The sequence below is a fragment of the Peribacillus sp. JNUCC 23 genome (assembly GCF_053653995.1).
This window is the reverse complement of record NZ_CM132202.1, coordinates 3629926-3654092: the sequence shown is the minus strand read 5'-3', so window position 1 is coordinate 3654092 and position 24167 is coordinate 3629926. Positions and strand designations below refer to the sequence as shown.

Below are 24167 nucleotides of genomic sequence, written 5' to 3'. Positions count from 1 at the left end.
TTTTGAAGGATCCTCAAAACGAAACATTTACCTTTCTATAGTTTCCCATGGGGATTCAACTCATTTTTAAGTTTTGGGACACCCGCAGTGCTACTAGACTTCTATTTTTATTGCTTTTCTGACAGTCGTCCATCCTCGATATACACAACGCGATCACATAAATCAAGCATCCGCTTGTCATGAGTAACCATGATGGCGGCTTTTTTATGCAATTTCACTTCATCTGCGAGCATTTGAACGACAGCTCGACCTCGTTCGGAATCAAGGCTTGCGGTTGGTTCATCTGCTAAAATAATATCAGGATTATTCATCCAGGCGCGCGCAATGGCAACGCGTTGACGCTCACCGCCGGATAAGCTTTCTGGGTAATGGTTCTTTCTATGATTTAAGCCAAGTCGATCAAGTAGATTATCAGCTCTTTTTTTTGCATTTTTATTATGCATTCCACTTAATTCAGAAATGAGCAACAATTGATCTTGAACGGTTAAATAAGGAATTAAATTTGCCGATTGAAAAACAAAGCCAATTTTTTCTAATCGAAGTTGATTCATTTTTTTCGGAGAAAGCTTGTGGATCTCCTTACCACCAATCATGATACGCCCGCTTGTTGGTGATAATAATGCACCTGTAATAGAAAGGAAGGTACTTTTACCTGATCCAGATGGGCCGACGACGGCGACGAATTCACCGGCTTTTACTTGTAATGATACATCATCTAGAACTTTCACGGACGTATCGCCGTCACCATAAATTTTGCTGATATTTTCAAGAAGTAGTTGATTTTCCATTATGCAGCCCTCCCAATTGCTTCAATTGCATCAATTTTCGATACTCGGTATAGCGATAGTAAGGCACCAATCATCGATACCGCTAAGAAAAGAAACGAGCAGCCTATTACTAATTGAGCACTAAGTTCAAAAGGCATACTATCAGGTAAAATGAACGATACACCAAAGGTGAGTGAGATGCTGATTAGTAAACTTATAATCGTAATGAATACGACTTGGAAAATAATCGTCCGTGCCAAGTATGTTGATTTGGCGCCAATTGCTTTTAAGACACCGAATTGATTCATTTTTTGAATCGTCATCACATAGAAGAATGCGGCTAAAACAAATGCAGCAATGACGAATAGAAATGCAATCATCATCATCAGTGATCCTTGTTCTTCTTTATAGCCTGGGATGCCTTGCAGGGCTTGATCTTTACTAATCACGTCAATGTTTGGAAGATTTTTCTCAATTTGTTTCGCTTTATTTGCCGAGATGTTTAAAGCAATCGTATTAAATACGTCTTGATTCGGAGTCCGATTATGAGAAATCGTAGACCAACCGTTGAAATTCAGATAAACAACTGGTGTATGACTGAAAGATTGACCTTCTGTGAACCCGACGATTGTGAAAATTTCTCCTGATGCCAAGTCTTCTATTTCATCACCGAGCTTTAATCCTTCATGTTGTAATGAACGATCGGCTACTACTTCATGGGCTGCTCTATGATTGAGCATTTTTCCTTCGGTTATCGTAGGAGCAAGCATGCTGTTTATGTCAATTGCGAAAAACGTAATATCGCTTTTTTTTGAATCGCCATTTTTCGTAATGGTTGTCATTTGCACGCCAAGTGGTGTGGCCTGCCCCTCTTCGGTGTATTCGCGTACATCCTGCAGATTTTTATCAGATAAGGTTGAACGGGTTAAGCGATGGTCTGAATCTTGTTGGAGGACTAAGTAATCCGCATTCATATTTTGAATCGACGATGCGTTATCCGAAGACAGCCCTTTGGCCAATCCGGAAACAAACAGGACCAACCATATAAGTAAGATCATGATGAATCCAATCAATACGTACCGTAATTTAGCGTGCTTCATTTCCCTTAATGCGAGAAACATGATTTGTTCATCTCCATTCATTAATAACTTAAATATAGGATAATACAGCAATATGAACGGAGTATGAACAGTTCTTTACATTCTCGGAAGCTGGATGCGGAAAGTCGTTCCGTTTCCAATTTGACTTGTAACGGAGATTTGTCCAGAGTGAAGTTCGACAATTTTCTTCGTAATCGCAAGTCCTAAACCACTGCTTCCGATTTCGCTTGGAGTTCTAGCTTGATCTACTTTATAAAAACGGTTAAAAATATTGGCTAACTCGCTTTGGGCAATCCCAATGCCTGTATCTTGTACTTCAACGATACAATCATTTTCCTGTTCAGTGAGCCGAATGGATACCGTTCCACCAATAGGGGTGAATTTAATGCTGTTCGTTAAAAGATTCGTCCATACTTGGTGGAGGAGATGCTGATCGGCATAGATGAAGGTTGTGGGTAAACTTAAGTCAATCGCTATCTCTTTTTCTTGCCAGCTCCATTCAGACATAAATATGACCTGTTTAATTTGCTCGGCAACATTAAAGGTGCTTTTTTTTATTAGATGTTCTTCTTTATCTAATGAAGCAAGCATCAATAATTGTTTACTTAATTGGGACATTCGCTTCGTTTCTGCTTCAATAATGGCTAAATACTGCTTCCTTTGTTCTTCAGGTAAAGTATCGGATTGCAATGTATTTGAAAATCCTTGGATGGATGCGAGTGGGGCTTGAATTTCATGGGAAACGTTTGAAACGAATTCTTGTCGCATACTCTCAAGTTGTTCTAAATTCTTTGCCATCTCTTTAAAATGTTCAGCTAATTTGCCAATTTCATCTCGTCGTTTCATATCAAGCTGAATATCATATTTTCCGGTGGATATCCTTTTCGTTGCATCGGTTAGTTTGATAATCGGTTTTACAATATATCGCGTACTAATAATGACGAAGAGAATGCTTACTATGAGCGAAAGAATGAGAAGAACGGAAAAGAAAATCCGCATTTCACCAAACTGCATATCGAGATTCGGACGAATGAAAAGTGCATAGTTCTTGCCATCTACAGTCATTCGTACCCCGATTGTGTTTGTTAATACATTATCGAAAAACCCTGTTATAAACGCACTTGAGGGGAAGTCCAAAATGCCGTGATACACATGTCCATTGAGCACATTTTGAATGATTTCTGAATCCATCTCTTTATTTCTAAATTCTCCACCATAAAAAAAACCTTGTCCATTTGGATCCACTATGTACAATTGGTAGCCAAGATCGGCGGTATTTTCTAAATAATCGTTAAGCAGAATTTCTTGATTCTTTTCATAAAAATTAACGATATCTTTCGAAAGTCGAGTCACTTTACTGTCGTTAAAAGGCTTAAGTTTATTTTGGTAATAGAAATTGGCAAGGATAAAGGCTATTATTCCGCTTAAAATCATCACAAAAATGGTGGTAAAGACGATACGTAAATAGAGAGTTTTCACTGTTTGGTAACCTCCAATTTATAGCCAACCCCTCGTACCGTTTTAATCATGAAATCGCCATCTTGGTTCGAGAAACGCTCACGTAGCCGTTTAATATGTACATCGACTGTGCGGTCATCCCCAGAAAAATCTGTCCCCCAGATTAGCTGGATCAATTCATCTCGCGTGAAAATTCGATCAGGGAAGCTGGCTAGCTGTGCTAATAGTTCAAATTCCTTCATGGGCAGCATTAGTAGCTTCCCATTAGCATGTACTTCATAACTTTTACGGTCAATTATGGTTTGATTGAGCACGATTTTCTCAGCATTGACCATTTGAAAACGACGAAGCAGGGCTTTAATTCGGAACAATAATTCTTTCGGTTCGAACGGTTTTGTGACATAATCATCCGTTCCAACAGCAAAGCCTTTTTCTTTATCGATCAACTGATCTTTTGCAGTTAATAAAATAATCGGGAAATCATAATCGCTCCTTATTTCCTCACACAGCTGATAGCCATCCTTATTCGGCATCATCACGTCTACAATGGCTAAATGAATTTGCTGTTCCAGTAGAATCGTTGAAGCTTCTACACCATCAGCTGCCTCGTAGACGGAAAAGCCTTCTTTTTGTAGAAAATGTTTTAATAATTCACGAATGTGTTGATCATCATCAGCAATTAAAATACGGATCATTTGGATATACAGCTCCTAAACTAGAATGATAGCGGAAGTTCACCTTAAATATACAGCATCCAGTTAAGAAGATGAAATATTGGTCTGTTTTTATCCCGGTTTAACAGGCTGTAAAATCCCGATTGGTTCAACTAACCATCAGTGGGGATGAAAGAAACCTCCGCTGATGGAAGTTTCACTTTATATTCTACATTTTGCTCCTTCAGATTATGGCGGCTCGCAAAATTCGAATCCGGCATGAAAAGTATGAATTCTCGCTCGAAAATCCCGAATCCGGCGCGAAAAGAGTTGATTCTGGCTCGAAAATCTTAAATCTGGCACGAAAAGGGAGGGCTTGCTCATTTTGTCTATACCATCGACAATTGGAAGTAGGATAAACTTGGTTCAGCAGGGGATGAATTTGTTTGCTACAATCAAATATGATAGAAAACGTGGACAGGGGAGAGAAAATGGAATTTTTAGCAACAATATTAATGTTAGTCGCTTTTTTTAGCTTTTTTATCGGTCTTCTTGGTGTGATAAAAGGAAGCGTGAAATGGATAAGATTACGCTCTAGGAAGGCAAGCTCCTTGTTTGTTGTGGCTGCATTCGTAGTGTTTATGATCGGGGGAACCATGATACCAACGGACCCTACCACAAATGCTCCAACAGAAGATCAACAAGAAGCAACGCCTATAAAAGAACAAAAAGAAACGAAAACGGAAGAGACTCAGAAAGCAAATGACGTAGCTGTCTCCGAGCCATTAACAGAAGAATTGGCCGTACATTTTGTCGATGTTGGTCAAGGAGCCGCACAAGTGATTATTGCACCAAATAAAAAAGTGATGGTCATTGATGCTGGTAATAACGATGATGAAGACAAAATGGTCGCTTACTTGAAAGAGTTAGGAGTATCTAAGGTTGATGTGCTAATTGGCACACATCCTGACGCCGATCATATTGGCGGAATGGATGCGGTCATTGATTCTTTTGATATTGGAAAAGTATATATGCCGAAAGTACAACGAGATACACAAACATTTGAATCGGTTTTACAATCGATTCAAAATAAAGGATTAACAGTAACAACAGCGAAAGCGGGCATCGAACTTAATTTAGACCCTACGGTACAAGCGAAAATGATTGCTCCGCTGGACGATACAGCAAGTGATGCGAATGAAATGAGTGCAGTCGTCAGACTTCAATATGGTGAACAATCATTCCTTTTAACAGGGGATGCGGGAATACCAACAGAGGAAAAATGGCTTCAGTCAGGTGAAATGATAAAATCTACGGTCCTTTTAACCGGTCACCATGGTAGCAGTCACTCTACTAGTGAAGCATTCTTACAAGCGGTTCAGCCGAAATACGCAGTGATTCAAGTAGGAAAAAACAGTTACGGTCATCCGACTAGCGAAGTATTAGAACGACTTCACAATGAGAACATAAAGATATATCGTAATGATACGGATGGAACGATTGTGTTTAAAACGGATGGCAAAGAAATCAATGTCAACAAACAAGCATGGGTGTATACACCTGTACCTAAATCACAGGAACAGACACAAGGGAATAACCAAACGACACCCAATCCAGTTGTAACTCCACCAGCAAGTATACCGGATGTGACAAGTAGCTTACAGGCTACTGCTGTGATAGATGAAGCGACTCCAAATCAAAACGAAGAAGTTACAGTGACCGTTACGGTAAAAGATCAAAATGGTAAGCCTGTAAATGGAGCGAATGTTCATTTGAACCTTCAATTTAAGTCGAAAGATACGGTGTATGAAGGGGTGACAAATGCAAATGGTGTTGCCTCTCTTGCCTTTAGAGTAGGTCGAGCGGCTGCTGGATTCACGGTAGATGGCGACATTACAGTTTCAGCTAATGGCATTACTGCAATCACGAAAACAGCTTTTACTCCAAGATAAAGGAAGTGTAAGCATGAAAGGAATCATTGATCGATTTGAAGGGGATTTTGTTGTGATTGAAGTCGATGGAAACACACAAAATGTTCCGAAAGAGTTAGTTGAGTCTAAGGTGAAAGTCAATGATGTCGTGGAATTCGTCAATGAAAAATGGGTAGTTCATGAAGAAGAAACCGAAAAGCGTAGGAAAAAGATCAAATCACTTATGGAAAGCGTTTGGGAAGATTAAAGAAAGAAATATGTTTAGAAAAAAGGGGCGGGGATGTCCCAAAAGGATCTGACCTCGCACACTAAATCAGTATGTAGTGTTTCACACACTTATCTTATACTGTATTTTAGTTGTTGCGGGGTCTGACCCTTGTTTTGTATGAAGAACATGGGGACTTAGCCTTCGCGACTTACTAATCTAGCCAATCTATTTATCAGGTAAACTGATTTTATCGAGAAAGCATCCAAATTCCGGCTCCGCACCTCCACCATTGAGACTAGGTGAGTGTAGCGTGTAATGGGATTTATCCTTCATAGTAAATGGTGGCGTTTTAACGCCATATTTGTTTTGATAAACCGGCGCCAATCTTAAGTAAGAAGGCGTCTTTTTGTATTGGGCCATTTTGTATGAAGAACATGGGGACTTAGGCTTCACGACTTACTAATCTAGCCAATCTATTTATCAGGTATTCTAATTTTATCGAGAAACATCCAAAATCTGGCTTCGCACCGCCACCATTGTGATTAGGTAAGTGTAGCGAGCTACAGGATGGATCCTTCATAGTACATGGTGGCGTTTTAACGTCATAGGAGTTTGTATAAGAGGTATTATTTATTATTAGGTAAGAAATCGGGTAAATTAACCAAAAGAAATTGTAAGAGGTGTACTATGAAACAATTTGTTTTGGTTTTCTTTCTTTTCGCTACTTTAGCTATGTATCCATCTCAAACAAATGCGATTTCAATGCCTTGTAGTTTACTATTAGAACCAGTTGATAAAAATCTAAAAAATGCTAAGGGTGTAGCGCTAATTTATGAAGTGCAACTACACCCACCGAGTTTCGCACGAACCAATATAAGTATTCTTGCTGTTCACCTTCCAGAACCATCATCTTATGGAAATTATAATAGCTATGAAGGTTTTGCGTTTATACCAGATGAAATAAGTTGGCGATTTAGGCTTTACCCTACCGCAGAAGAGGAAAGTCCAACGTGGGCTGGAAGATTTGATTTAATTACAGCAGAAATGGAAAATGTTGAAGTTCAAGTTCGTCCTTCTAATTCAAAAACTAAGAAGTTAGGACCAAGGATTTTAACAAAAAATATTAAATCCTGTAAGTAGTCTATTCAGCTAAAGGTCGCTTTTATGAAGTAACTAAGCCGAATTTCTCACTTACAAAACCAAGAAATTTGGCTTTTTTAACGTTGTAAATCCGCATTTATCCCGCATTAACGGGCAGTAAGACCCCCACTGATTGAAGTTTCACTTTATCTTAACTTCGATGTTAGAACTATTGGGATATCAATGGCTCTCACATCACTTACATGTATTCAATGTAAATTTTGGTTTACAAAGGTATGCTCATTTTTTGATGTCTTGTTCAAGTAATACACCCGTTAGCTTAAGTGAAGCCCTTCACATACATGGATGAAGAATTAAAAAGTAATACTTTTTAATTTCTTACTTCCTACTAAAAATTTAGTATTCTACTAGAAACCACTATTACACTTTGTTATTTATTCAGGTTTCATCCCTTCTTGTAAAACAGGGTACAGAACCATTTTTAGGAATAAAAAAATCCCATATATCAATAATAAAGAGGGATACTTTTTAACTTTGGAAGGAGAAGGTTTATGAAAAAAGTATTGTTGGTGGGGTTTATTTTGTTATTTCCTCTAAACATGGTGGCTGGAACAAGCAGTACCTATGCTAAACCGCAGATACAATGCATTAGCCAATCTGAAGTAAAGTTCAAAAATAACTTCAGGAAACTTTGGATTGATCATGTATTGTGGACAAGTAATTATATTACAAGTGCAACAACAACAGGAGCGGAAGATCAACAACAGGTACTGACGAGGCTTCTGAAAAATCAGGAGGATATTGGTAATGCTGTAAAGCCAGTATACGGAGAGAAAGCTGGGAACAAACTTACGGATTTGCTTAAGGAGCATATTGTTATTGCGGGAAAGATTGTAGATGCGGCTAAAAGCGGAAATGAAGCCTTGGTGAATCAGCTAAACAAAGAATGGTATAGAAATGCTGATGAAATAGCAGCTTTCCTTAGCGGTGCCAACCCCTATTTGAAAAATGAAGATCTAAAAAATTTGCTGTATATGCATCTGAAATTAGTGACAAATGATTTATCTACAAGTTTAGCAAAAGATTGGAATGCAAGAATCGTTTCAATTGACGAAGGAGTCACACATATAATCCTAATGGCAGATACTATCTCTACGGGAGTTGTGAAGCAGTTTCCGGATACGTTTAAAAAATAATCTTAAGAATCTCCAACATTCTGTTGGAGATTTTTTCATAATGGGGCATTTGCTTACATTTATACAACTGGTTCAAGCAAATACCGCGCCCTGGTGGCGTAACTGCATTCTTGCACTAAACTGATCAGTTAGCACAAGAAGCGACTGTTCTTATTGAACAATCGCACCCTTTAGTTCATGAAGGACCTAAATTTATTCAGAATACAACCAAGGAATAGCTGGTGGTATTCCTGCTTCAGGCAAGAGATAAACAAAGACAAAAAACACAAAAATTAGTACCCCAAAAAGAGAAACGAATACAGAAATTAAAGGATTAACTCTTTTCAAAATACCATATATCCCACAAACAAAACTGGCTAATCCAAGGAATAACTCGAAAAATGCTACTGGATATACATTAAACTGTTCCATTACATAAATTCTAATAAAGTTAAAAACAGTAATAGATCATATAAATAACACTTGTAAAAGTAATCCCCAAACTGGAATATTCAGTAATAGGCCGCTTTAATGAAGTAACGAAAAAAGCCCAATTTCTCAGTATTAAAATTGAGAATATGGGCTTTTGACATTGGAATTTCCTGAAACGTTGTAAAACCATATTTTCCAAACGTTCGGCCTTATACAATAAATCTGGATTCTTCCTATATTAATGTGACTTCACGTAGATCATTTAAATTGTGATGAGCCACGCGACGATTGGTCCGATAATCGATCCCAGTATGGCACTCAATGTCATGGAAACGGAACTCATGGACAAAGTAAATTCACCATATTCAGCGGATTTTGCTGTGCCTAAAGCATGGGAGGCACTACCAAAGGCAATACCTTTTCCTAATGAACTGTTAATTCGCAGTCGTTTCATGAAGGTCGGACCTAAGATGACGCCAGTGAATCCTGCAATCATGACGAAGACAGTCGTCATGGGGGGGATGCCGCCGAGTACTTCTGAAACTTGGAGAGCTACTGGGGTAGTAAGAGATTTAGGTAACATGGATAATATAAGTGTTTGGTCGATTCCTAAAACACGTGCGAATAGGAGAACACTGATCATACCAGTAATTAAGCCGACGAATACGCCACTTATAATGGGGAACCAATAGCTCACGACGATATGGCGCTGTTTGTATAAAGGATAGGCAAGTGCTACTACAGCAGGTCCTAGAAGGGATTGAATCCACTGTCCGCCAATCATATAGCTCGAATAGGGAATATGAAAGAGGGTAAGTAGAATGATTAGGATGATTGTTGTTGTCAAAACAGGCAGGAGAAGTGGGTAAGAAAAGCGTATATATAACCGATTCATGAGAACATATGCGGTAATTGTTAATACGATTACAATGATTGCGAATAGTGTTTGCTGCATTTCTCTTTCTCCTTTCTTATTTGTGCCCGCTTTTCAAGATACTGACTCATCATTCCAGCTGCCCCCATCGTTATCAACGTACTTATGACAGTAATGACAATTAATAGTACGCCTTTAAACGAAACCAAAGAAGGATAATTCATGATCCCCAACATGGCTGGAATAAATAACAAGGATAAAAATTTTAATAAAAACCCAACTCCAGCTTCAATAAATTGTAGTGGGATAATTTTTAAAGACAAACCAATCAATAACAAAAGCATACCAATGATACTTCCTGGAATTGGCAGATTGAAAAAGTCATGCAAAATATTTCCGATAAAGGAAAAGGCATAAAGAATCGCAATCTGGATGATGATTTTTATGATTTTCATGTATCTAGCTGCAGTTTTGAACAGCTTTCCACCTCTCTTTGAATAAAAACTTATAAACTTACCATACTATGATACAACTATAATTATATGTGTCAATGTATAGTTTAATGGCTCAGAAGATAAATGTGGCATGTTTGAGGTTCGAATAGTCAGGGTGAACGAGGTTTTTATCAATTGAAAAATTTTTCTACAAAAATAAAAGTTGTCTCGTATTTCTACGAGACAACCTTATTACTGAACGTGATTTATCCCGCATTAACGGGCAGTAAGACCCCCACCTCAAGGCTTAGAGGAATCGAAGAAGCAAAGGAGGGGGACAAACTGCCCGTAAAAGCCCGATTGGTTCAACTAACAATCAGTGGGGGATGAAGAAAACCCCCGCTGATTGAAGTTTCACTGTATTGTATTTATATTTTTTAACTCCAAGTTGTGTAGATTCCTTACTTCAAGAGACAATAGACTCTTTCTTAGTAGCTTTTTCTTTAATTTCTGCAATCTCTTTTTGAATTTCTTCCATTCTCTTACTATCTAATTTATAGAATTTCATTGCAATGATTGACACGACCAAGCAAAGTGCTGGTAAACCGAATGCTAATAGTAATGTGACTGCAAATAAAGGGGTAGTTAATGCTTCGCCAACTTGTGGGAATTCTGAACTATATCCGATCATGCCCACTACAGCACCAACGATCACCGGAGCTAAAGATGAAACTAATTGATCAATAAATGAGAAGATCGTACCCATCATGCCAGGGACATAACGCCCTGATTTAGCCGTTTCATAGTCAGAAACATCGGCAATCATCGGAACGACAAGAGTAGTTGGAATGTTACCAAAGCCAAGGCCTAATGAATATAAAACTAAAAACAATATAGTGGTTATCCCGATATTACTAAGGGATACCGATGTTGGATCATCAATGATCAAGAATAGCGCAATCAGACCAATAAATGACAGCATACCGATCCAAGCCGATTTAACATATGAATTTTTTAATCCTGATTTTCTTGCAACGGAAACCACTAGGAATGTTATTAAAAGTTGCGGTATTATTGTAATTAATCCGATTGTGCCACTTAGTGCATAATCTCCTAGTAAAATACCAAACAACATGACGACTACGACTGAATGTCTGAGCAAACTAGTTGCAAGTTTGTCAAAAGAAGCGGAAAGAGAGAGCATTTGCAATGGTCTGTTTCCTTTAATAATTGGCCAATAATCACGAAGGCTTGTTTTTGTCGTATCCTCAGCCAATCCATAAAATTCTTTACGATCTTTCTCCCAAATGCCCACCATTGCTAGAATAGCAAATATTCCTGATAGAATAAGTCCATAAGAATTTAATTCAGTAAACAATGGCATATTAAATCCACCATGTTTTGCAATCAGATAAGAGGAAACGAAAATTTGACCACCAGTAAACACCCCTACATTAAAAATTCCGTCAAATATAGCATAAAGTGGTCGTTGCTTTGGATTATTTGTCAAAACAGTTTGCGCAGCTTTCGTCACACTACATTGAAGTGAATAACCAATTTTATTGACTATTAACATTGCAACAAAGAAAATTAACTGAAGAGATTCCGGTAATAAATGAGTTACATTGTATACAATTAATATGGTAGCTACTGAAATGAGATATCCTATAATAATTAATGGTCTAAATTTTCCGAACTTGGATTCTGTTTTATCGATAATATAGCCAATAGTAGGATCAATAAGACCATCAAATAGGCGCGTAGCCATTAAAACCGTACTTATTACCATAACAGCGAGTCCAGCAATTCCGGTTGCATAATACGTGACAAACCCTAACAAAAACATTTGGAGATTTGTTGATGTGTTATTTAATGTAAAAAAACCAATTTGCCATAACTTTGACGAGTTGTATTTGGGACCACCTTGCATTGTAGTACTTGACATTAAAATTACCCCCTTTGATTTTGATGTAGAATCTTTCCGTTTACAGAATTTTTAGAAAATTTTAATCAAAAAAATTATCTAACGAAATAATTATTTCTCATGTTCAGTTAATATGTATGCAAATTAATTTATTCGTTTGATAAACTAACTATTTATTAACTAAATAATAAATGTAAGCGCTTTAAATAGCAAGATATTTTTTTGAAAAAAATAATTTTGTTTTTTTACGGTGAGCCTATCGATTCTGGTTGAAGAAACAGCCGTTTAATGGAGCGATGAATCGATCTACTATCACAAAATAGTGGGAGAGTTATAATTATGTTGCCCAAGCTATTGAAAAACACAGTCTGTGCAAACATGATTGAAGAATATAAGGGGATAGTAAGGCAGACCGTGTTTTTCCGAAAGGTACTGTTAATTGTCTACTCTTATCGTATAATTCTTCTGAATAGAAAGTTCACACTGCTAAGAACTATCATGAATTTGGGGTGTCTTCAACATGAAACAAAACGGACAGTTTTTGATTGCTTTTCTAATAAGTTTGTTCTCGCTTATCGGATTCTGTGTTATGGCGATCCTAGTCAGTGGGAAAAGGATTGTTCAATTTGATCAAAGCGTTATTTCCTTTATTCGAGGATTTGAGTCATCGATGGTAACTTCGATTATGAAATTTTTTACATTTATTGGTTCGTTGCCATTTGTGTTGGTGATATCTCTCCTGGCATTAATTCTTCTTGATAAAGTATTAAAACATCGAATCGAATTATTGTTATTTATTGTGGTCATGATTGGAACGCCGCTTTTAAATCAGGTCCTGAAATTCGTTTTCCAACGTGCCCGTCCAGATTTTCATCGCTTAATTGAGGTTGAGGGCTTTAGTTTTCCAAGTGGTCATGCGATGAGTGCATTTGCTGTTTATGGGATTCTTTCGTTTCTATTATGGCGTCATATTCCTACCCGTTTGGGCCGCGTTACTCTAATTATGTTCAGTAGTCTATTCATTCTCATGATTGGTGTGAGTAGGATTTATCTAGGGGTACATTATCCAAGCGATATTATCGGTGGCTATTTCGCAAGCAGCTGTTGGCTGGCCATTGCCATATGGATATTCCAGAGATTAAAAAGTGAAGCAAGAAGAAAGAAAACTTGGGTGGAGTAGTAATTCATCGCAATTAGGAAGTCGCGTATAGGTTTACCGGGTTAGGAGAAATGACTATGGATAAAGCTTAACAAATTTCTTTATTTACATAAGAGGATGAAAAGGATCAGATCCCACAATAACCCTATACAGTTCAAATTTAGCGTAAGTACCACAATGAACTGTGTATAGAGTGCGTGATCAGATCCTTTGCCACGACATCCTCAGTTTAAAGTAAAAAGAAAATCTATTTGTTTGCAAATGGATCTTTGTAAGGTACTAATTCCTTTGAAAACTCTGTTACATTCGCCATTTTTGGCATTTGCCCATCATTTCGCTCCCGAAAATTATTCATTAAGTTTTGAATCGGAATCAGCATATTTTTGTTTCGATTTCTTCTTAATCCATAAGCGGCGGCACTAATACCCAGACCTAACATAGATGCCCACATCATTCCTCTATTGTTCCTTCTTCTTTTTCTACTATTAAAAAGAGTAGGTATCCGGTTATTCAGTTTAAACACTCCTCATTAGCTATTTGAAAAGCACGTGCCTTTCATCATCTAATATTTGCTTGTAGGTGTTTGATAATGCTGGTAATGTTTATGGACTTAAATTTCAATAACCCTTCAGTAAGGTTTTACATAATAGCTAATGACTAAATATGCCTAAAAAACTTTTCGTTCGTTTCCATTGTAATATTGTACATAAACGTTATGAAATAAGAGGAAAATATAATTTAAATATCCAACTAAAATTGGAATAGATGGGAAATGTAAATGTTAAAAAAATACATGTGGTGGTTGATTTATGATCAATACAAATGAAAAAAAGCGGGGGGAATATTTAGCATTAAGTAATCAATTCACAAGATGAAGTATTGTCCGTGTGATAATTGAAAAAACACCCAGATTTAAAAAGCATCTGGGTGTTTTTCGCTAACAAGTGCAGGGATACTATCTGCTAACGCTTCAATATTTTTTGTTACTTTCGCGCTATAGGAGAAATCACCGTAGCAATATGGGTAGCGGAAATTGTCTTTATTTCCGCCGCAATTGTACAGGACAGGATTTTTATCTACTTGGATCTTTGAGAATTTCTTCGCTAGTTCCTCACTATGCTTTCCGCCATTTTCCGCGATGTAATTGATATAGCCCATGCCCATATTATAGGATTGAATGATGGTCTGGAAATCTACATTCTTTTCTTTGCCATAAGTAACAACGCGCTGAAAATGCTTAACGCCATATTGAATGCTTTCCTTAGGATCAGTGATTGTATTAGGGGCAAGTCCAGCAGATTCTGAAGATTGCATCGGATCTCCACCCTTACCGCGGCTTTCTTGTTGCATAACTGCAATAAGTACGACTGTATAGTCTTGCAAGTTATATTGGACCAGTTCATCGTGAAGGATTGTACTGTATTTCTTTACAGATGCAAAGGGGTCCGGTTGAATCATGGATGTCGATGCCTTTTCCGGATGCGGAACTAAGATGACCTGCTTAATCAGTAGGATCGCAAAAAGTAGCGCAAACATGACGAAAAGGGTTTTAGATATTTTCCGTTTTCGTTTCATTTCTTCTCCTCATCATTTCATCTATGTACTTTCAGTTTATCAAATAAATGAAAGGGTGACTATCTGAAAATAGTAGTATGCGAATCTATTGATAAATCTAAAATTGCAATATTCCCTTATTTTCAATAACCATTCACGCAGCTTTCAACTTTGGAAAATAGATTTTTTTAAAATAGTTTTGATGTGACTTAATTTTTCGGTAATTCTCCCGCATAAACTTTCCTCAATGTCTGTAACTCGTGTAATTTAGTTAACGCTACTTCTCCCATTTGTTTTCCTATTGCAATGATCATGCTTTCGACAAATGCAATAGCAGCGACCATCGAGTGAAATTCCCGCATGTCGCCTCTTTCGGTGAAAAAGGTGTATGTCGCCTCTTCAATCATAGGCGAGACAAGCAAGTCTGTGATTAGTACCGTTTGACAGCCTTTTTTTCTAGCATAGTCAAAAAGTGTTCGAATTTCTGGTGAAGTCTGTACAAAACCGAAGATGATGAGAATGTCCGTTTCTTGGCAGTGTACAAGATCCTCAAATAATTCATGCCCGCTTTTCGCCATGGTTTGAACACTCATGCCAAAGCGTTTTAGTCGAAATTGAAGCAAAGTTGTCAAGCATTCTGCAGATCCTGAGCCATATAAATGAATGTTATCACTTGCAACTATTCTCTTAATTGCCTCGTAAAAGCTGTGATTATCCATATGTTTGCTTGTTTCCTCTAAGTAATAGACGCCCGCCCTTAGCATATGCCCAACTCTTGTTTGTTCATATTTCTCTAGAGCTGTTTTCATTTTACTAGCTGGTGTGATGATGGAATCTTTTTTTAATTGCATCTTATATGCTTTGAAACTTTCATAGCCGATCGCTTCCCAAAAGCGTGAAACAGTAGCAATGCTGACTCCTGTTGCTGTGGAGATGTCTTTTTCCGTCATAAAGGGAATAGAGTCTGCTTGCTTCGTTATATAATCTGCAATAATCTGCTGTTTCTTCGTTAAATTCTTCGTAATCTCTATATTCATTGTGTACATTCCTCCTAGTTTGAAAGAAAGACTTACGGTTCCATAAGTCTATTTTATCATCAATAATGAAAAAAAAATTACATTTCAACAAAAATGTAATTTTTACATTCAATTAATATGTACTTAACAAAATTTTCTTACTATTAAGTTCGGAAGTAAGTTATGGAGGAGGAAGGGAAAATGAAAGTAAACGTAGAGAGAAAGTTAACACAGTCTCAGAAAATGATGGTGTTTGTTTTATCAATGGCCTTATTCGGTTTATCTAAGATGATTACAGAAATTTTACCTTCAAATGAAATTGGACCGATTGAGTTTTCTGTTTCGTATTTCGCTTTTATTCCGCTTATTCTTTGTGTATTGTTTCATCCGCTGTACGCAGCGCTCGGTGCTTCGGTGGGGAAGATTATTTTCGCTGATGTGCTGATGGGAGATTTTAGCGGTATTGGTGAGTTAGAAGGATTTATTCAATTGACGGTGGGAATGTATGTGGCAGGGTTGATTGTGAAAAATCCATTAAATAAGGTACAACTTACAATCGCAGCTCTAGTAGGTGTAGGAATTGATCAGATCTTAAGTTCGGTTGTTGATATTACAAAGGTCTGGATTGGAATTGAAGGGTTTGATGCAGTCCCGGGACTTCCTGAAAGTATTGTCTTGCTAGAAGCCGTTAGCTTTGTGAACGAAATGGTTATTACAGGTGTACTATTCGGCGTTATTCCAACGCTGATTCTTGTTCCGCGATTGTATGGAAAGATTGAACCCCTGCTTGGAATGAAACCACGCGAAAAACGAGTAAATGCATCGATGGCGGAGTTCGTCAAACCTGGTTTAATCACCATAGTGATTATACTAGGTTTTGTTTCAATGATTGCTGAATTTATGGCAGAACTGGACTTGAACTTTGCATTTTGGACGCCAGATTTTCTATTACAGTTTGAAAATGGCTATGAATGGATCGGCATTTCAGCAGGTCTGATTGTTCTCGGTCTTGTGCTGTATATAGTTAAGAAGATTTTTTCAAACAAGCAGCAAGTAGAAGAGACAATAGAATCAAATAAAAGGGTGTTGTAAATGATTTCGATTAACTCTGTTTCGTTTCGTTACCCTGGTTCTGAAAGTTGGGTTTTGCAAGAAGCAAGTGTAGACATAAAACAGGGTGAATTTACGGCAATCATTGGTGGAAATGGAGCTGGTAAGTCGACACTTTGTAAAACATTAAATGGGTTAATACCATCTTATTATGTAGGTGATTTCGAAGGAACGGTTATGGTAGATGGCTTGAATGCAGCTACTACAAGCGTGGCAGTCTTGTCTGAGAAGGTGGCATATGTGTATCAGGATTTCGAAAATCAGCTTGTGCGTCCGACGGTTTTGGATGAAGCCATCTTTTCACCCCTGAATTTCGGATACCCTGATTATATGGAACGCGGGAGGGAAGCGTTACGGATTCTTGGATTGAGCCATTTGGAGAAGGAACATATATGGCAGTTGAGCGGTGGGCAGAAACATTTAGTTGCGTTAGCTGGAGCATTATCACTACAGCCGGAGATCTTGATTATTGATGAGCCAGTCGCACAGCTAGATCCGGCACATGCTATTGAATTATATGACAAGCTTAAGATGTTGAATGAAGAGTATAACAAAACGATTATTGTTATTGAACACCATACAGAGTTCATAGCGAATTATTGTTCAAGTGTCATCATGATGGAGCAGGGTTCTGTATTATGGCAGAAACCCGTTAAGCATGGCTTATCTTTAGTGGAGGAATTGATGGATAAGAATATTTATCCTCCTCAGGTCACACAAGCGATGTTCCAGCTGAAACGAGAGCAAAAACCTAAGTTATTTCCGATAACGGTTCAGGAAGCGAAAGCAGAAATTCACGGGAAGTATGAAATCTTACCTGGGCCTCATTTATTTTCTTCACAAGTACCACAAGTCAAAGGCGTAGAGACCATCTCAATGGACGGGGTTGATTATGGCTACAAAACAATTACCCGAAAGCGAAAACCGATTATAAATAAGCTTTCGCTGACTTGTTATGAAGGAGAGAAGATTGCACTAGTTGGTAGCAATGGCGCTGGGAAGTCAACTTTATTAAAGATGATTTCCGGTCTTGTGAAACCACAAGGTGGGTCAATGTTAGTGAATGGACAATCCACATCGAAGCTTAGCATGGAACAACTTGCTGAAAAGGTCGCTTATATTTATCAAAACCCGGAAGAAATGTTTATCGAGGATTCAATTTATAAAGATATTGATTATTTTTTGAAAGCGAGAAAGATTGCAGAGCGCAGGGAGTTCATTGAAGAAATTATTCAACGTTTCCACTTAGAGGAGCTGAGGGAGAGGGACGGTCGGTTATTAAGCGGCGGGCAACAGCGGAGAGCGAGTCTCGCGATTGGCATTGCGATGAAACCGTCAATTGTACTTCTAGATGAGCCAACAGCAAGCCTAGATATTGCAACGCGTAAGGATATGATGAAGATGTTGAATAATTTGAATGGTTTTGTGAAAACAGCAATTGTTGCCACACATGATATGGAATTGGTGGCAGAATGGGCAAGCCGAGTGATTGTATTAAAGGGTGGGATAATTCTCGATGATACAACACCGCATATATTGTTTTCAAATCCAGTCCTGCTGCGAGAGGCATCTCTTGTCGCTCCGCAGATTGTAACCTTGTCCAAAGAGGTGAACATGTACCCGGCAGCGATTACGACTGAAGAGTTTCTGTCTCGTGTAAAACAAGTGGGTGTTGGAGGTGGAAGTGTTGAATGTGTTTCAAAAGCTCTTTAGTAAGCTTTCAGTCGAGAACATCAAGATTGAGTTAATGAGAACAGCTTATGGGACAGAGGAAACGGTTCTTTCAAAGCTTGACCCGAGAATGCTAATCGTTTGGTCTTTGTTCTTTACAACAGTTCCTTGGTTTATTCATAATATGACCATTTTGATTGGGCTAGCAGTGTTGATGGGGGTGCTTGCTTATATGGCTAGAGTTAGCCCACTATTGATCGTGCTGATGATTATTGGCGTGATATCACAGTTTACGTACTTGATTTTTGTGGCGCTTTTTCTGGGAGGAACATTTACGGCGCTCCTTGCCGTCATTCCGCTTACTATCAAAATCATGATTATCTCGCTATCCAGTATGGCGGTTTTTACAAGCATGGATCCTGAAAAATTTAGTGATGCACTCTTAAGCTTTGGTGTGCCGGGTAAATTCAGCTTCGGTGTTTCCTATGGATACCGTATGCTTCCTATCCTAATCGAAGAATATCAAAGTATTATCCAGTCATTTCGTTTACGTGGAAAGATGCCCGCTAAGAAAGGAATTCTGTATTGGCGCTACATCGTTTATTTTCTGAAAATAAGTGTTCTTGCCTTTTACCCAATGATGCTCAATACAGCTAAACGAACTCGGACCACTGTTGAGGCTTTAGAAATTAGAGGGTTTAGTTATTCAGAGGAAAATGATTTAGCAAAGAAATTAAAGCTTAAAGCGTTAAAAATGAACAAATACGATTATCAGTTTGTCGCAATCACATCAGTCATTACGATTTGTATCATTAATATAGGAATGTTTTACCCATTATAAGAAGGGGGATGTTAGTATGATTATTGACTTCCATACACATGGGAAATTAGCAAAACGAGTGGATTTTGATCTTGAATTTTTTAAAGAAGTAATTGTAAACGCAAAAGAAAGCGGATTGACGGCGCTTGCTTTGACAGAGCACTTTAATACGAAGAATTTCTATGAAATCTATGAAACGCTTGATGAACATTTCGAGTATAAGCATGATTATTATGATGTAAATGGTTTCAAAGTATTCACAGGAATGGAGGTCGATGCAAAGGAGATTGGGCATTTGTTGTTCTTGGCAAATAAGGAATCAATCCTTGAAATCCGTAATCAACTGAGTGACCATACGACAGAAGAGACGTTTTTACCCATCACCGAGCTTTTGAACTTGGCTGATAAATATGGTGTTTTGAAGATTGGGGCTCACCCGCTAAGAGAATCCACACCTTTACACCAGCATCCAGCGGAAGTGTTAAGGCGCTTTGATGCGTTTGACTTAAACGGAAAAGACATGCATGTGCATGGGGTGGAGGCAATGATGTTCGCGGTCCATGAATTCGCCGATATGTGTGATGTACCTGTTGTTTGCGGTAGCGACTCCCACCATCCCATTCATATTGGCGTTGTGAAAAACAAACTGCCAGAATGTGAAACGGTGGAAGATATAAAGCGAGCAATCCGAACACGCAGCTTTACGAGCGAGATTTCGCCTGTTCTGCACACAAGAATTCAAGCCGCGACAATTGTAAAGAAAAAGATGAAAGAAGAACTCGTATACGACATGTAAGATAACACCTTATGACAGTGCAAGCTGTCTGAGGTGTTTTTTTGTTAAGCCATAAAACAGGGGCAGGGGAGAAATTCGTTAGTTGACCGGTAAACCCGGACCTGTAGTATGCTTTGGATGTATTCTCCCATGATTAGGATGAATCATCTAATCTATTATCTATCTTTCACCGTTCCATCTTTTCAATATCCAGAATTGAGAAAACTCAATAGGGCTCGTATTCTTACTTTTCCGTACAGGGCACTCGAATTTTTTGCGGAGAATAGAGCAAGAATCGGATGATTTGCATGCTATTAATCGTAGTCACAGGAATAGTCTGAGAACTTTGTGAAAGAACTGGTTCATTCATTCACTTTATTTCGCATTGTTAAAATTTTTAATTCCTACCAAACAGGTTCAATTAATTGACGAATTATGAGAGATTTTATACGATAAGGTGTATCGACTGACTGATCAATCGAGAGGAGGAATTGTAATTACAGAAAATGAGAAGTCTATTGATCGAAGAGAGCAATTGATTGCGATCGCCATTCAGTTGTTTGCTATGAATGGTTATCATAAGACAAAGATAGCAGATATTGTGCGCGAAGCGGGAATTGCTCAAGGGACCTTTTATTGGTATTTCAAAAGCAAGGAAAGTATAGCACTTGAGATTATTCAAAGCGGACAAGCACAGATTCTTGCAGTTGTTTCTAAAGGATATCGGACAACTCCAGGTACTGTAGCCGATGCAGTGGCCTCTTCTGAAAAATTATTTGAGGATTTATTTACCTTTTCTAAGGATAATCGATATTTGATGGAATTAATTATTAAAGGAATCGATAGTGAAGAGTCCATCAAGCATTTAATTTTCGAAACTCGTATAAAAATTGAAGAAGCATTCAAGAATAATGTAAAGCGGGCAATGGATTTAGGGATTTTGCCAGAAAAAGATCCGACGATTCAAGCGGCGTTATTAATGAGCTTAATGGAAGGGATGCTTGCGAGATGGCTATTCGGCCCTGTTACATACGAATCAGCAGTAAAGGAACAATCAGCAAATGACTTGGCAAAGGAATTGGTGAAGTTCGAGTTCCATGGACTGTTAGGCATATAAGAGAAGGAGTGAATCGAAATTGAAAAAGCGTTTAGTGTCCCTACTGATTTTTCTAGTGGCTATCATGATGATAGTAAGTGCATGCGGTACAAAAGATAACGCCAGCAATGCGAAAAAAGAATTACTTCAAGAGGTGAAGGATCGAGGCACATTACGGGTCGGTGTCATGGGAACGTATCAGCCCTATAATTTCTTAAATGAAAACAAAAAAATGGACGGTTTCGATGTAGACATTGCCAAGGAAGTCGCGAAACGTTTAGGGGTAAAGGCTGAGTTTGTCGCTCAAGAATTCTCGGGAATGATTGCGGGACTGCAAACGAATAAGTTTGATGTTGTAATCAGCCAAATGACGATTACGGATGAGCGGAAGAAACAAATGGATTTTACAAAGCCGTATATTACAAATCACGTAAAGGCCATTGTTCAAGAAGCGAATAATACGATCAAGTCTGTTGATGATTTTAAAGGGAAGAATATTGGCGTCGGGTTAGGAACAAATGACGAGACCTATCTTCGTACAGAGTTAATGCCAAAAGTAGGCGATTTTACAATCAAAACGTATGATGATGTGATTACATCATTGAAGGATTTGGATACAGGCAGAATTGATGCAACGATTAATAACATGTATGCCATTAAACCGATCGTTGAGAAGAATGGTTTTAAAATTAAAACGGTGGGCGAACCGGTGAAGTCTGATCAAGCAGGTATTGCTGTTCGCAAAGGAAATGAACCATTTCTAAAAGAGCTGGACCGAATTTTAGCAGAAATGAAAGCAGACGGAACGTATAAAAATATTTATATGAAGTGGTTTAATGAAGAACCAGCTGAGTAAAGAGGAAGGGCTGGATAAGTAAATGGATATTATATGGTCTAATTTGCCATTTTTATTACAAGGAGCCTATTATACGCTCCTTATCACCATTGTATCGATGTTTTTCGGATCGATACTTGCGATTATTGTTGCAATCGCGAGACTGAAAGGAAACCGGCCAATTAGATGGTTGGCGCGTGCTTATGTATCGATTATTCGAGGAACGCCAACACTTGTGCAGATTATCATTATTTATTATGGATTAGCGGATTATGGCTTAAACCTTAAACCGTTGACTGCCGCATATATTGCGTTAAGTATTAGCATCGGTGCCTATTTATCAGAAACATTGCGTGGTGCGATACAAGCGATTCCAAAGGGACAATATGAAGCCGCATATGCATCGGGAATGACACCGATCCAAACCATGAAGAGAATCATTCTACCGCAAGCGATTCGGATTGCGATACCGCCAGCAGGAAATACCTTCATCGGGATGCTTAAGGAAACATCGCTCGTATCCGTTATTACTGTCACCGAATTGCTTCGCTCGGCGCAGCTTTTAATTGCGCAGTATTATGTGTACATGCCGTTTTATCTAGCCATTGCGGTGATGTATTGGATCCTTAGTACGGGATTTTCCTTCATTTTAGAGCGAATCGAGAAACGGCTATCAATTTATGAATAAGTATGGTGATCCCTATGATAAAAACAAACGATCTATCAAAGAGTTTTTCAGGACTTGAAGTATTAAAAGAAATCAATTTGTCTGTAGAGACAGGTGAAGTAGTCGCTATTCTTGGTCCAAGTGGTTCAGGGAAAAGTACTTTGTTGCGTTGTTTTAATGGGTTAGAGGAATTGTCAGGCGGCAGGATCCAAGTAGGCGAAATTGAAGTGGATGCGAACCAATCGCCAAGAGAACGAAACAAACAAATTCGTAAAATTCGACTACATACTGGAATGGTCTTTCAACAATTTAATCTATACCCACATAAAACCGTGTTGCAAAACGTCGTAGAAGCATTGCTTATTGTCAAAAAAAGCCCGAAAGAGAAAGCAATTATTTTAGGGGAAAACCTGCTTAAGCGAGTTGGATTATTTGAAAAGAAAGATCAATATCCGCAAAGACTCTCTGGCGGCCAACAGCAAAGGGTAGCCATTGCAAGAGCACTGGCGATGGAACCGGATCTTATGCTTTTTGATGAGCCAACTTCTGCTCTTGACCCAGAATTAGTGGATGAGGTTCTAGCTGTTATTAAAGAGCTCGCTCATACGGGTATGACAATGGTTATTGTGACGCACGAAATGGAGTTTGCGCGTGAAGTTGCCGACCGAATTGTGTTTATGGCTGATGGCGTGATTGTGGAAGAAGGAACATCAGAAGAATTCTTTAACCGGCCAAAAACAGAACGAGCACGAAAATTTTTGAAAATGGAAGAAGTCACTAATTGAAAGAGGGATCAGCATGAAAGTACTAACGAAATGGACAGGACAACGCGCCTTCACAGCAGTCGGCGATTCAGGATATGAAGTGAAAATGGATGCAACAGAAAAATACTTCGGGGAAGGCAAGGGAGTTACCCCAACCGAAATGTTGCTCGCGTCTCTTGCTGGTTGTATTGGGATTGATGTTACGATGATCCTAAGACCATATTTATCTGAAGTAGATACACTGGAAATCGAAACAGATGGCACAAGAGAAGAAGACATGCCAAAAGCATTTACAACGATTAACGTCACGTTTACCATTAATGGAACTGTCGACAGCAAACGAGTGTGGCGAGCCATCGACCTAGGTAAAGAGAAATACTGTTCGGTATCAAATTCATTGAAAGCAGATATTATCTTCCACCTTGTCTTAAATGGCGAAAAGCAGGAACGCCCTGTAAAAGCATAACTCCTTTTTGCGTGAAAATATAACCGAGATTCATTTTAGCTTTGATAAACAAAACACGAAAACACCGTCCAAATAATAGGTCGGTGTTTTCGTGCAGATTGTAATACCGATAACACTAAGGGAAACTCACTTTTTCTGTCTTAAACAAATAGAATAGTATTCAGATGTGTTCAATGA

The 24167-nt window shown here is 38.4% G+C and carries 25 protein-coding genes; 14 read left to right on the top strand and 11 right to left on the bottom strand.

The features are described from left to right. Positions 1-107: 107 nt before the first annotated feature. The 4 genes from JNUCC23_RS17405 to JNUCC23_RS17390 all read right to left on the bottom strand — a co-directional run bounded on the left by JNUCC23_RS17405 (position 108) and on the right by JNUCC23_RS17390 (position 4020). Complete coding sequence (locus JNUCC23_RS17405; RefSeq protein ID WP_454212653.1) at positions 108-788, bottom strand: ABC transporter ATP-binding protein; 681 nt, start codon at positions 786-788, stop codon at positions 108-110. Further along, positions 788-1888, bottom strand: coding sequence for an ABC transporter permease (locus tag JNUCC23_RS17400; RefSeq protein WP_454212651.1), 1101 nt, complete (start codon positions 1886-1888; stop codon positions 788-790). The genes JNUCC23_RS17405 and JNUCC23_RS17400 overlap by 1 nt, the downstream gene beginning before the upstream one ends. Before the next feature lie 75 nt (positions 1889-1963). After that, positions 1964-3346 (bottom strand): sensor histidine kinase, encoded by a 1383-nt coding sequence (locus JNUCC23_RS17395; RefSeq protein ID WP_454212649.1) that lies wholly within the window; start codon positions 3344-3346, stop codon positions 1964-1966. Further along, positions 3343-4020 carry a response regulator transcription factor gene (locus tag JNUCC23_RS17390; RefSeq protein WP_403068626.1) on the bottom strand — a complete coding sequence of 226 codons (678 nt, stop codon included), beginning with the start codon at positions 4018-4020 and terminating at the stop codon, positions 3343-3345. Before JNUCC23_RS17390 ends, JNUCC23_RS17395 begins: the two co-directional genes overlap by 4 nt. A gap of 449 nt (positions 4021-4469) precedes the next feature. On the opposite strand from JNUCC23_RS17390, the gene JNUCC23_RS17385 reads away from it, so the two are divergent. From JNUCC23_RS17385 to JNUCC23_RS17370, 4 genes are all read left to right on the top strand, one after another. After that, positions 4470-5930: an MBL fold metallo-hydrolase gene (locus JNUCC23_RS17385; protein ID WP_454212646.1), complete on the top strand. Its 1461-nt coding sequence runs from the start codon at positions 4470-4472 to the stop codon at positions 5928-5930. 13 nt (positions 5931-5943) lie between these two features. Then, a complete protein-coding gene (locus tag JNUCC23_RS17380; RefSeq protein WP_062176372.1) occupies positions 5944-6156 on the top strand; it encodes a DUF3006 domain-containing protein in 213 nt (70 codons plus the stop codon). A gap of 648 nt (positions 6157-6804) precedes the next feature. Continuing rightward, entirely contained in the window at positions 6805-7257 is a 453-nt protein-coding gene (locus JNUCC23_RS17375) for a hypothetical protein (RefSeq protein ID WP_454212644.1), read from the top strand. Positions 7258-7769: 512 nt separating this feature from the next. Then, positions 7770-8414: a glycosyltransferase gene (locus JNUCC23_RS17370; RefSeq protein WP_454212642.1), complete on the top strand. Its 645-nt coding sequence runs from the start codon at positions 7770-7772 to the stop codon at positions 8412-8414. A gap of 192 nt (positions 8415-8606) precedes the next feature. Here JNUCC23_RS17370 and JNUCC23_RS17365 read toward each other — a convergent pair whose 3' ends face one another. From JNUCC23_RS17365 to JNUCC23_RS17350, 4 genes are all read right to left on the bottom strand, one after another. Further along, positions 8607-8825, bottom strand: coding sequence for a hypothetical protein (locus tag JNUCC23_RS17365; protein WP_253722331.1), 219 nt, complete (start codon positions 8823-8825; stop codon positions 8607-8609). 262 nt (positions 8826-9087) lie between these two features. Next, positions 9088-9780 (bottom strand): LrgB family protein, encoded by a 693-nt coding sequence (locus JNUCC23_RS17360; RefSeq protein WP_062176380.1) that lies wholly within the window; start codon positions 9778-9780, stop codon positions 9088-9090. Continuing rightward, the gene (locus JNUCC23_RS17355) at positions 9750-10154 is read right to left on the bottom strand and encodes a CidA/LrgA family holin-like protein (RefSeq protein ID WP_062176382.1); all 405 of its coding nucleotides are present in this window, start codon (positions 10152-10154) and stop codon (positions 9750-9752) included. Before JNUCC23_RS17355 ends, JNUCC23_RS17360 begins: the two co-directional genes overlap by 31 nt. 445 nt (positions 10155-10599) lie before the next feature. Next, positions 10600-12078 carry an MFS transporter gene (locus JNUCC23_RS17350; protein WP_454212639.1) on the bottom strand — a complete coding sequence of 493 codons (1479 nt, stop codon included), beginning with the start codon at positions 12076-12078 and terminating at the stop codon, positions 10600-10602. A 499-nt stretch (positions 12079-12577) separates the two neighbouring features. Between JNUCC23_RS17350 and JNUCC23_RS17345 the strand changes: the two genes are divergently transcribed. Beyond that, entirely contained in the window at positions 12578-13237 is a 660-nt protein-coding gene (locus tag JNUCC23_RS17345; RefSeq protein ID WP_454212637.1) for a phosphatase PAP2 family protein, read from the top strand. 226 nt (positions 13238-13463) lie between these two features. Here JNUCC23_RS17345 and JNUCC23_RS17340 read toward each other — a convergent pair whose 3' ends face one another. The 3 genes from JNUCC23_RS17340 to JNUCC23_RS17330 form a co-directional block, all read right to left on the bottom strand. Continuing rightward, positions 13464-13670 carry a hypothetical protein gene (locus tag JNUCC23_RS17340; RefSeq protein WP_454212635.1) on the bottom strand — a complete coding sequence of 69 codons (207 nt, stop codon included), beginning with the start codon at positions 13668-13670 and terminating at the stop codon, positions 13464-13466. A gap of 458 nt (positions 13671-14128) precedes the next feature. Next, a complete protein-coding gene (locus tag JNUCC23_RS17335; protein WP_403068648.1) occupies positions 14129-14791 on the bottom strand; it encodes a lysozyme family protein in 663 nt (220 codons plus the stop codon). 188 nt (positions 14792-14979) lie between these two features. Beyond that, positions 14980-15807 carry a MurR/RpiR family transcriptional regulator gene (locus JNUCC23_RS17330; RefSeq protein ID WP_403068651.1) on the bottom strand — a complete coding sequence of 276 codons (828 nt, stop codon included), beginning with the start codon at positions 15805-15807 and terminating at the stop codon, positions 14980-14982. Between the two features lie 180 nt (positions 15808-15987). Between JNUCC23_RS17330 and JNUCC23_RS17325 the strand changes: the two genes are divergently transcribed. From JNUCC23_RS17325 to JNUCC23_RS17285, 9 genes are all read left to right on the top strand, one after another. Beyond that, the gene (locus JNUCC23_RS17325; RefSeq protein ID WP_403068654.1) at positions 15988-16878 is read left to right on the top strand and encodes a cell division protein FtsQ; all 891 of its coding nucleotides are present in this window, start codon (positions 15988-15990) and stop codon (positions 16876-16878) included. Continuing rightward, positions 16879-18609 (top strand): ABC transporter ATP-binding protein, encoded by a 1731-nt coding sequence (locus JNUCC23_RS17320; RefSeq protein ID WP_454212632.1) that lies wholly within the window; start codon positions 16879-16881, stop codon positions 18607-18609. After that, on the top strand, positions 18590-19408 hold the full coding sequence (locus JNUCC23_RS17315; protein ID WP_454216119.1) for an energy-coupling factor transporter transmembrane component T family protein: 819 nt from the start codon (positions 18590-18592) through the stop codon (positions 19406-19408). Before JNUCC23_RS17320 ends, JNUCC23_RS17315 begins: the two co-directional genes overlap by 20 nt. A gap of 16 nt (positions 19409-19424) precedes the next feature. Beyond that, the gene (locus JNUCC23_RS17310) at positions 19425-20183 is read left to right on the top strand and encodes a PHP domain-containing protein (protein ID WP_454212630.1); all 759 of its coding nucleotides are present in this window, start codon (positions 19425-19427) and stop codon (positions 20181-20183) included. A gap of 436 nt (positions 20184-20619) precedes the next feature. Then, positions 20620-21279, top strand: a complete 660-nt coding sequence (locus JNUCC23_RS17305; protein WP_403068671.1) for a TetR/AcrR family transcriptional regulator — start codon at positions 20620-20622, stop codon at positions 21277-21279. 64 nt (positions 21280-21343) lie between these two features. After that, positions 21344-22114, top strand: a complete 771-nt coding sequence (locus tag JNUCC23_RS17300) for a transporter substrate-binding domain-containing protein (RefSeq protein ID WP_454216117.1) — start codon at positions 21344-21346, stop codon at positions 22112-22114. Positions 22115-22136: 22 nt separating this feature from the next. Beyond that, on the top strand, positions 22137-22781 hold the full coding sequence (locus JNUCC23_RS17295) for an amino acid ABC transporter permease (RefSeq protein WP_062176414.1): 645 nt from the start codon (positions 22137-22139) through the stop codon (positions 22779-22781). 14 nt (positions 22782-22795) lie between these two features. Continuing rightward, positions 22796-23545, top strand: a complete 750-nt coding sequence (locus JNUCC23_RS17290) for an amino acid ABC transporter ATP-binding protein (RefSeq protein ID WP_403068675.1) — start codon at positions 22796-22798, stop codon at positions 23543-23545. Between the two features lie 13 nt (positions 23546-23558). After that, on the top strand, positions 23559-23990 hold the full coding sequence (locus JNUCC23_RS17285; RefSeq protein WP_403068678.1) for an OsmC family protein: 432 nt from the start codon (positions 23559-23561) through the stop codon (positions 23988-23990). Positions 23991-24167 lie beyond the last annotated feature (177 nt).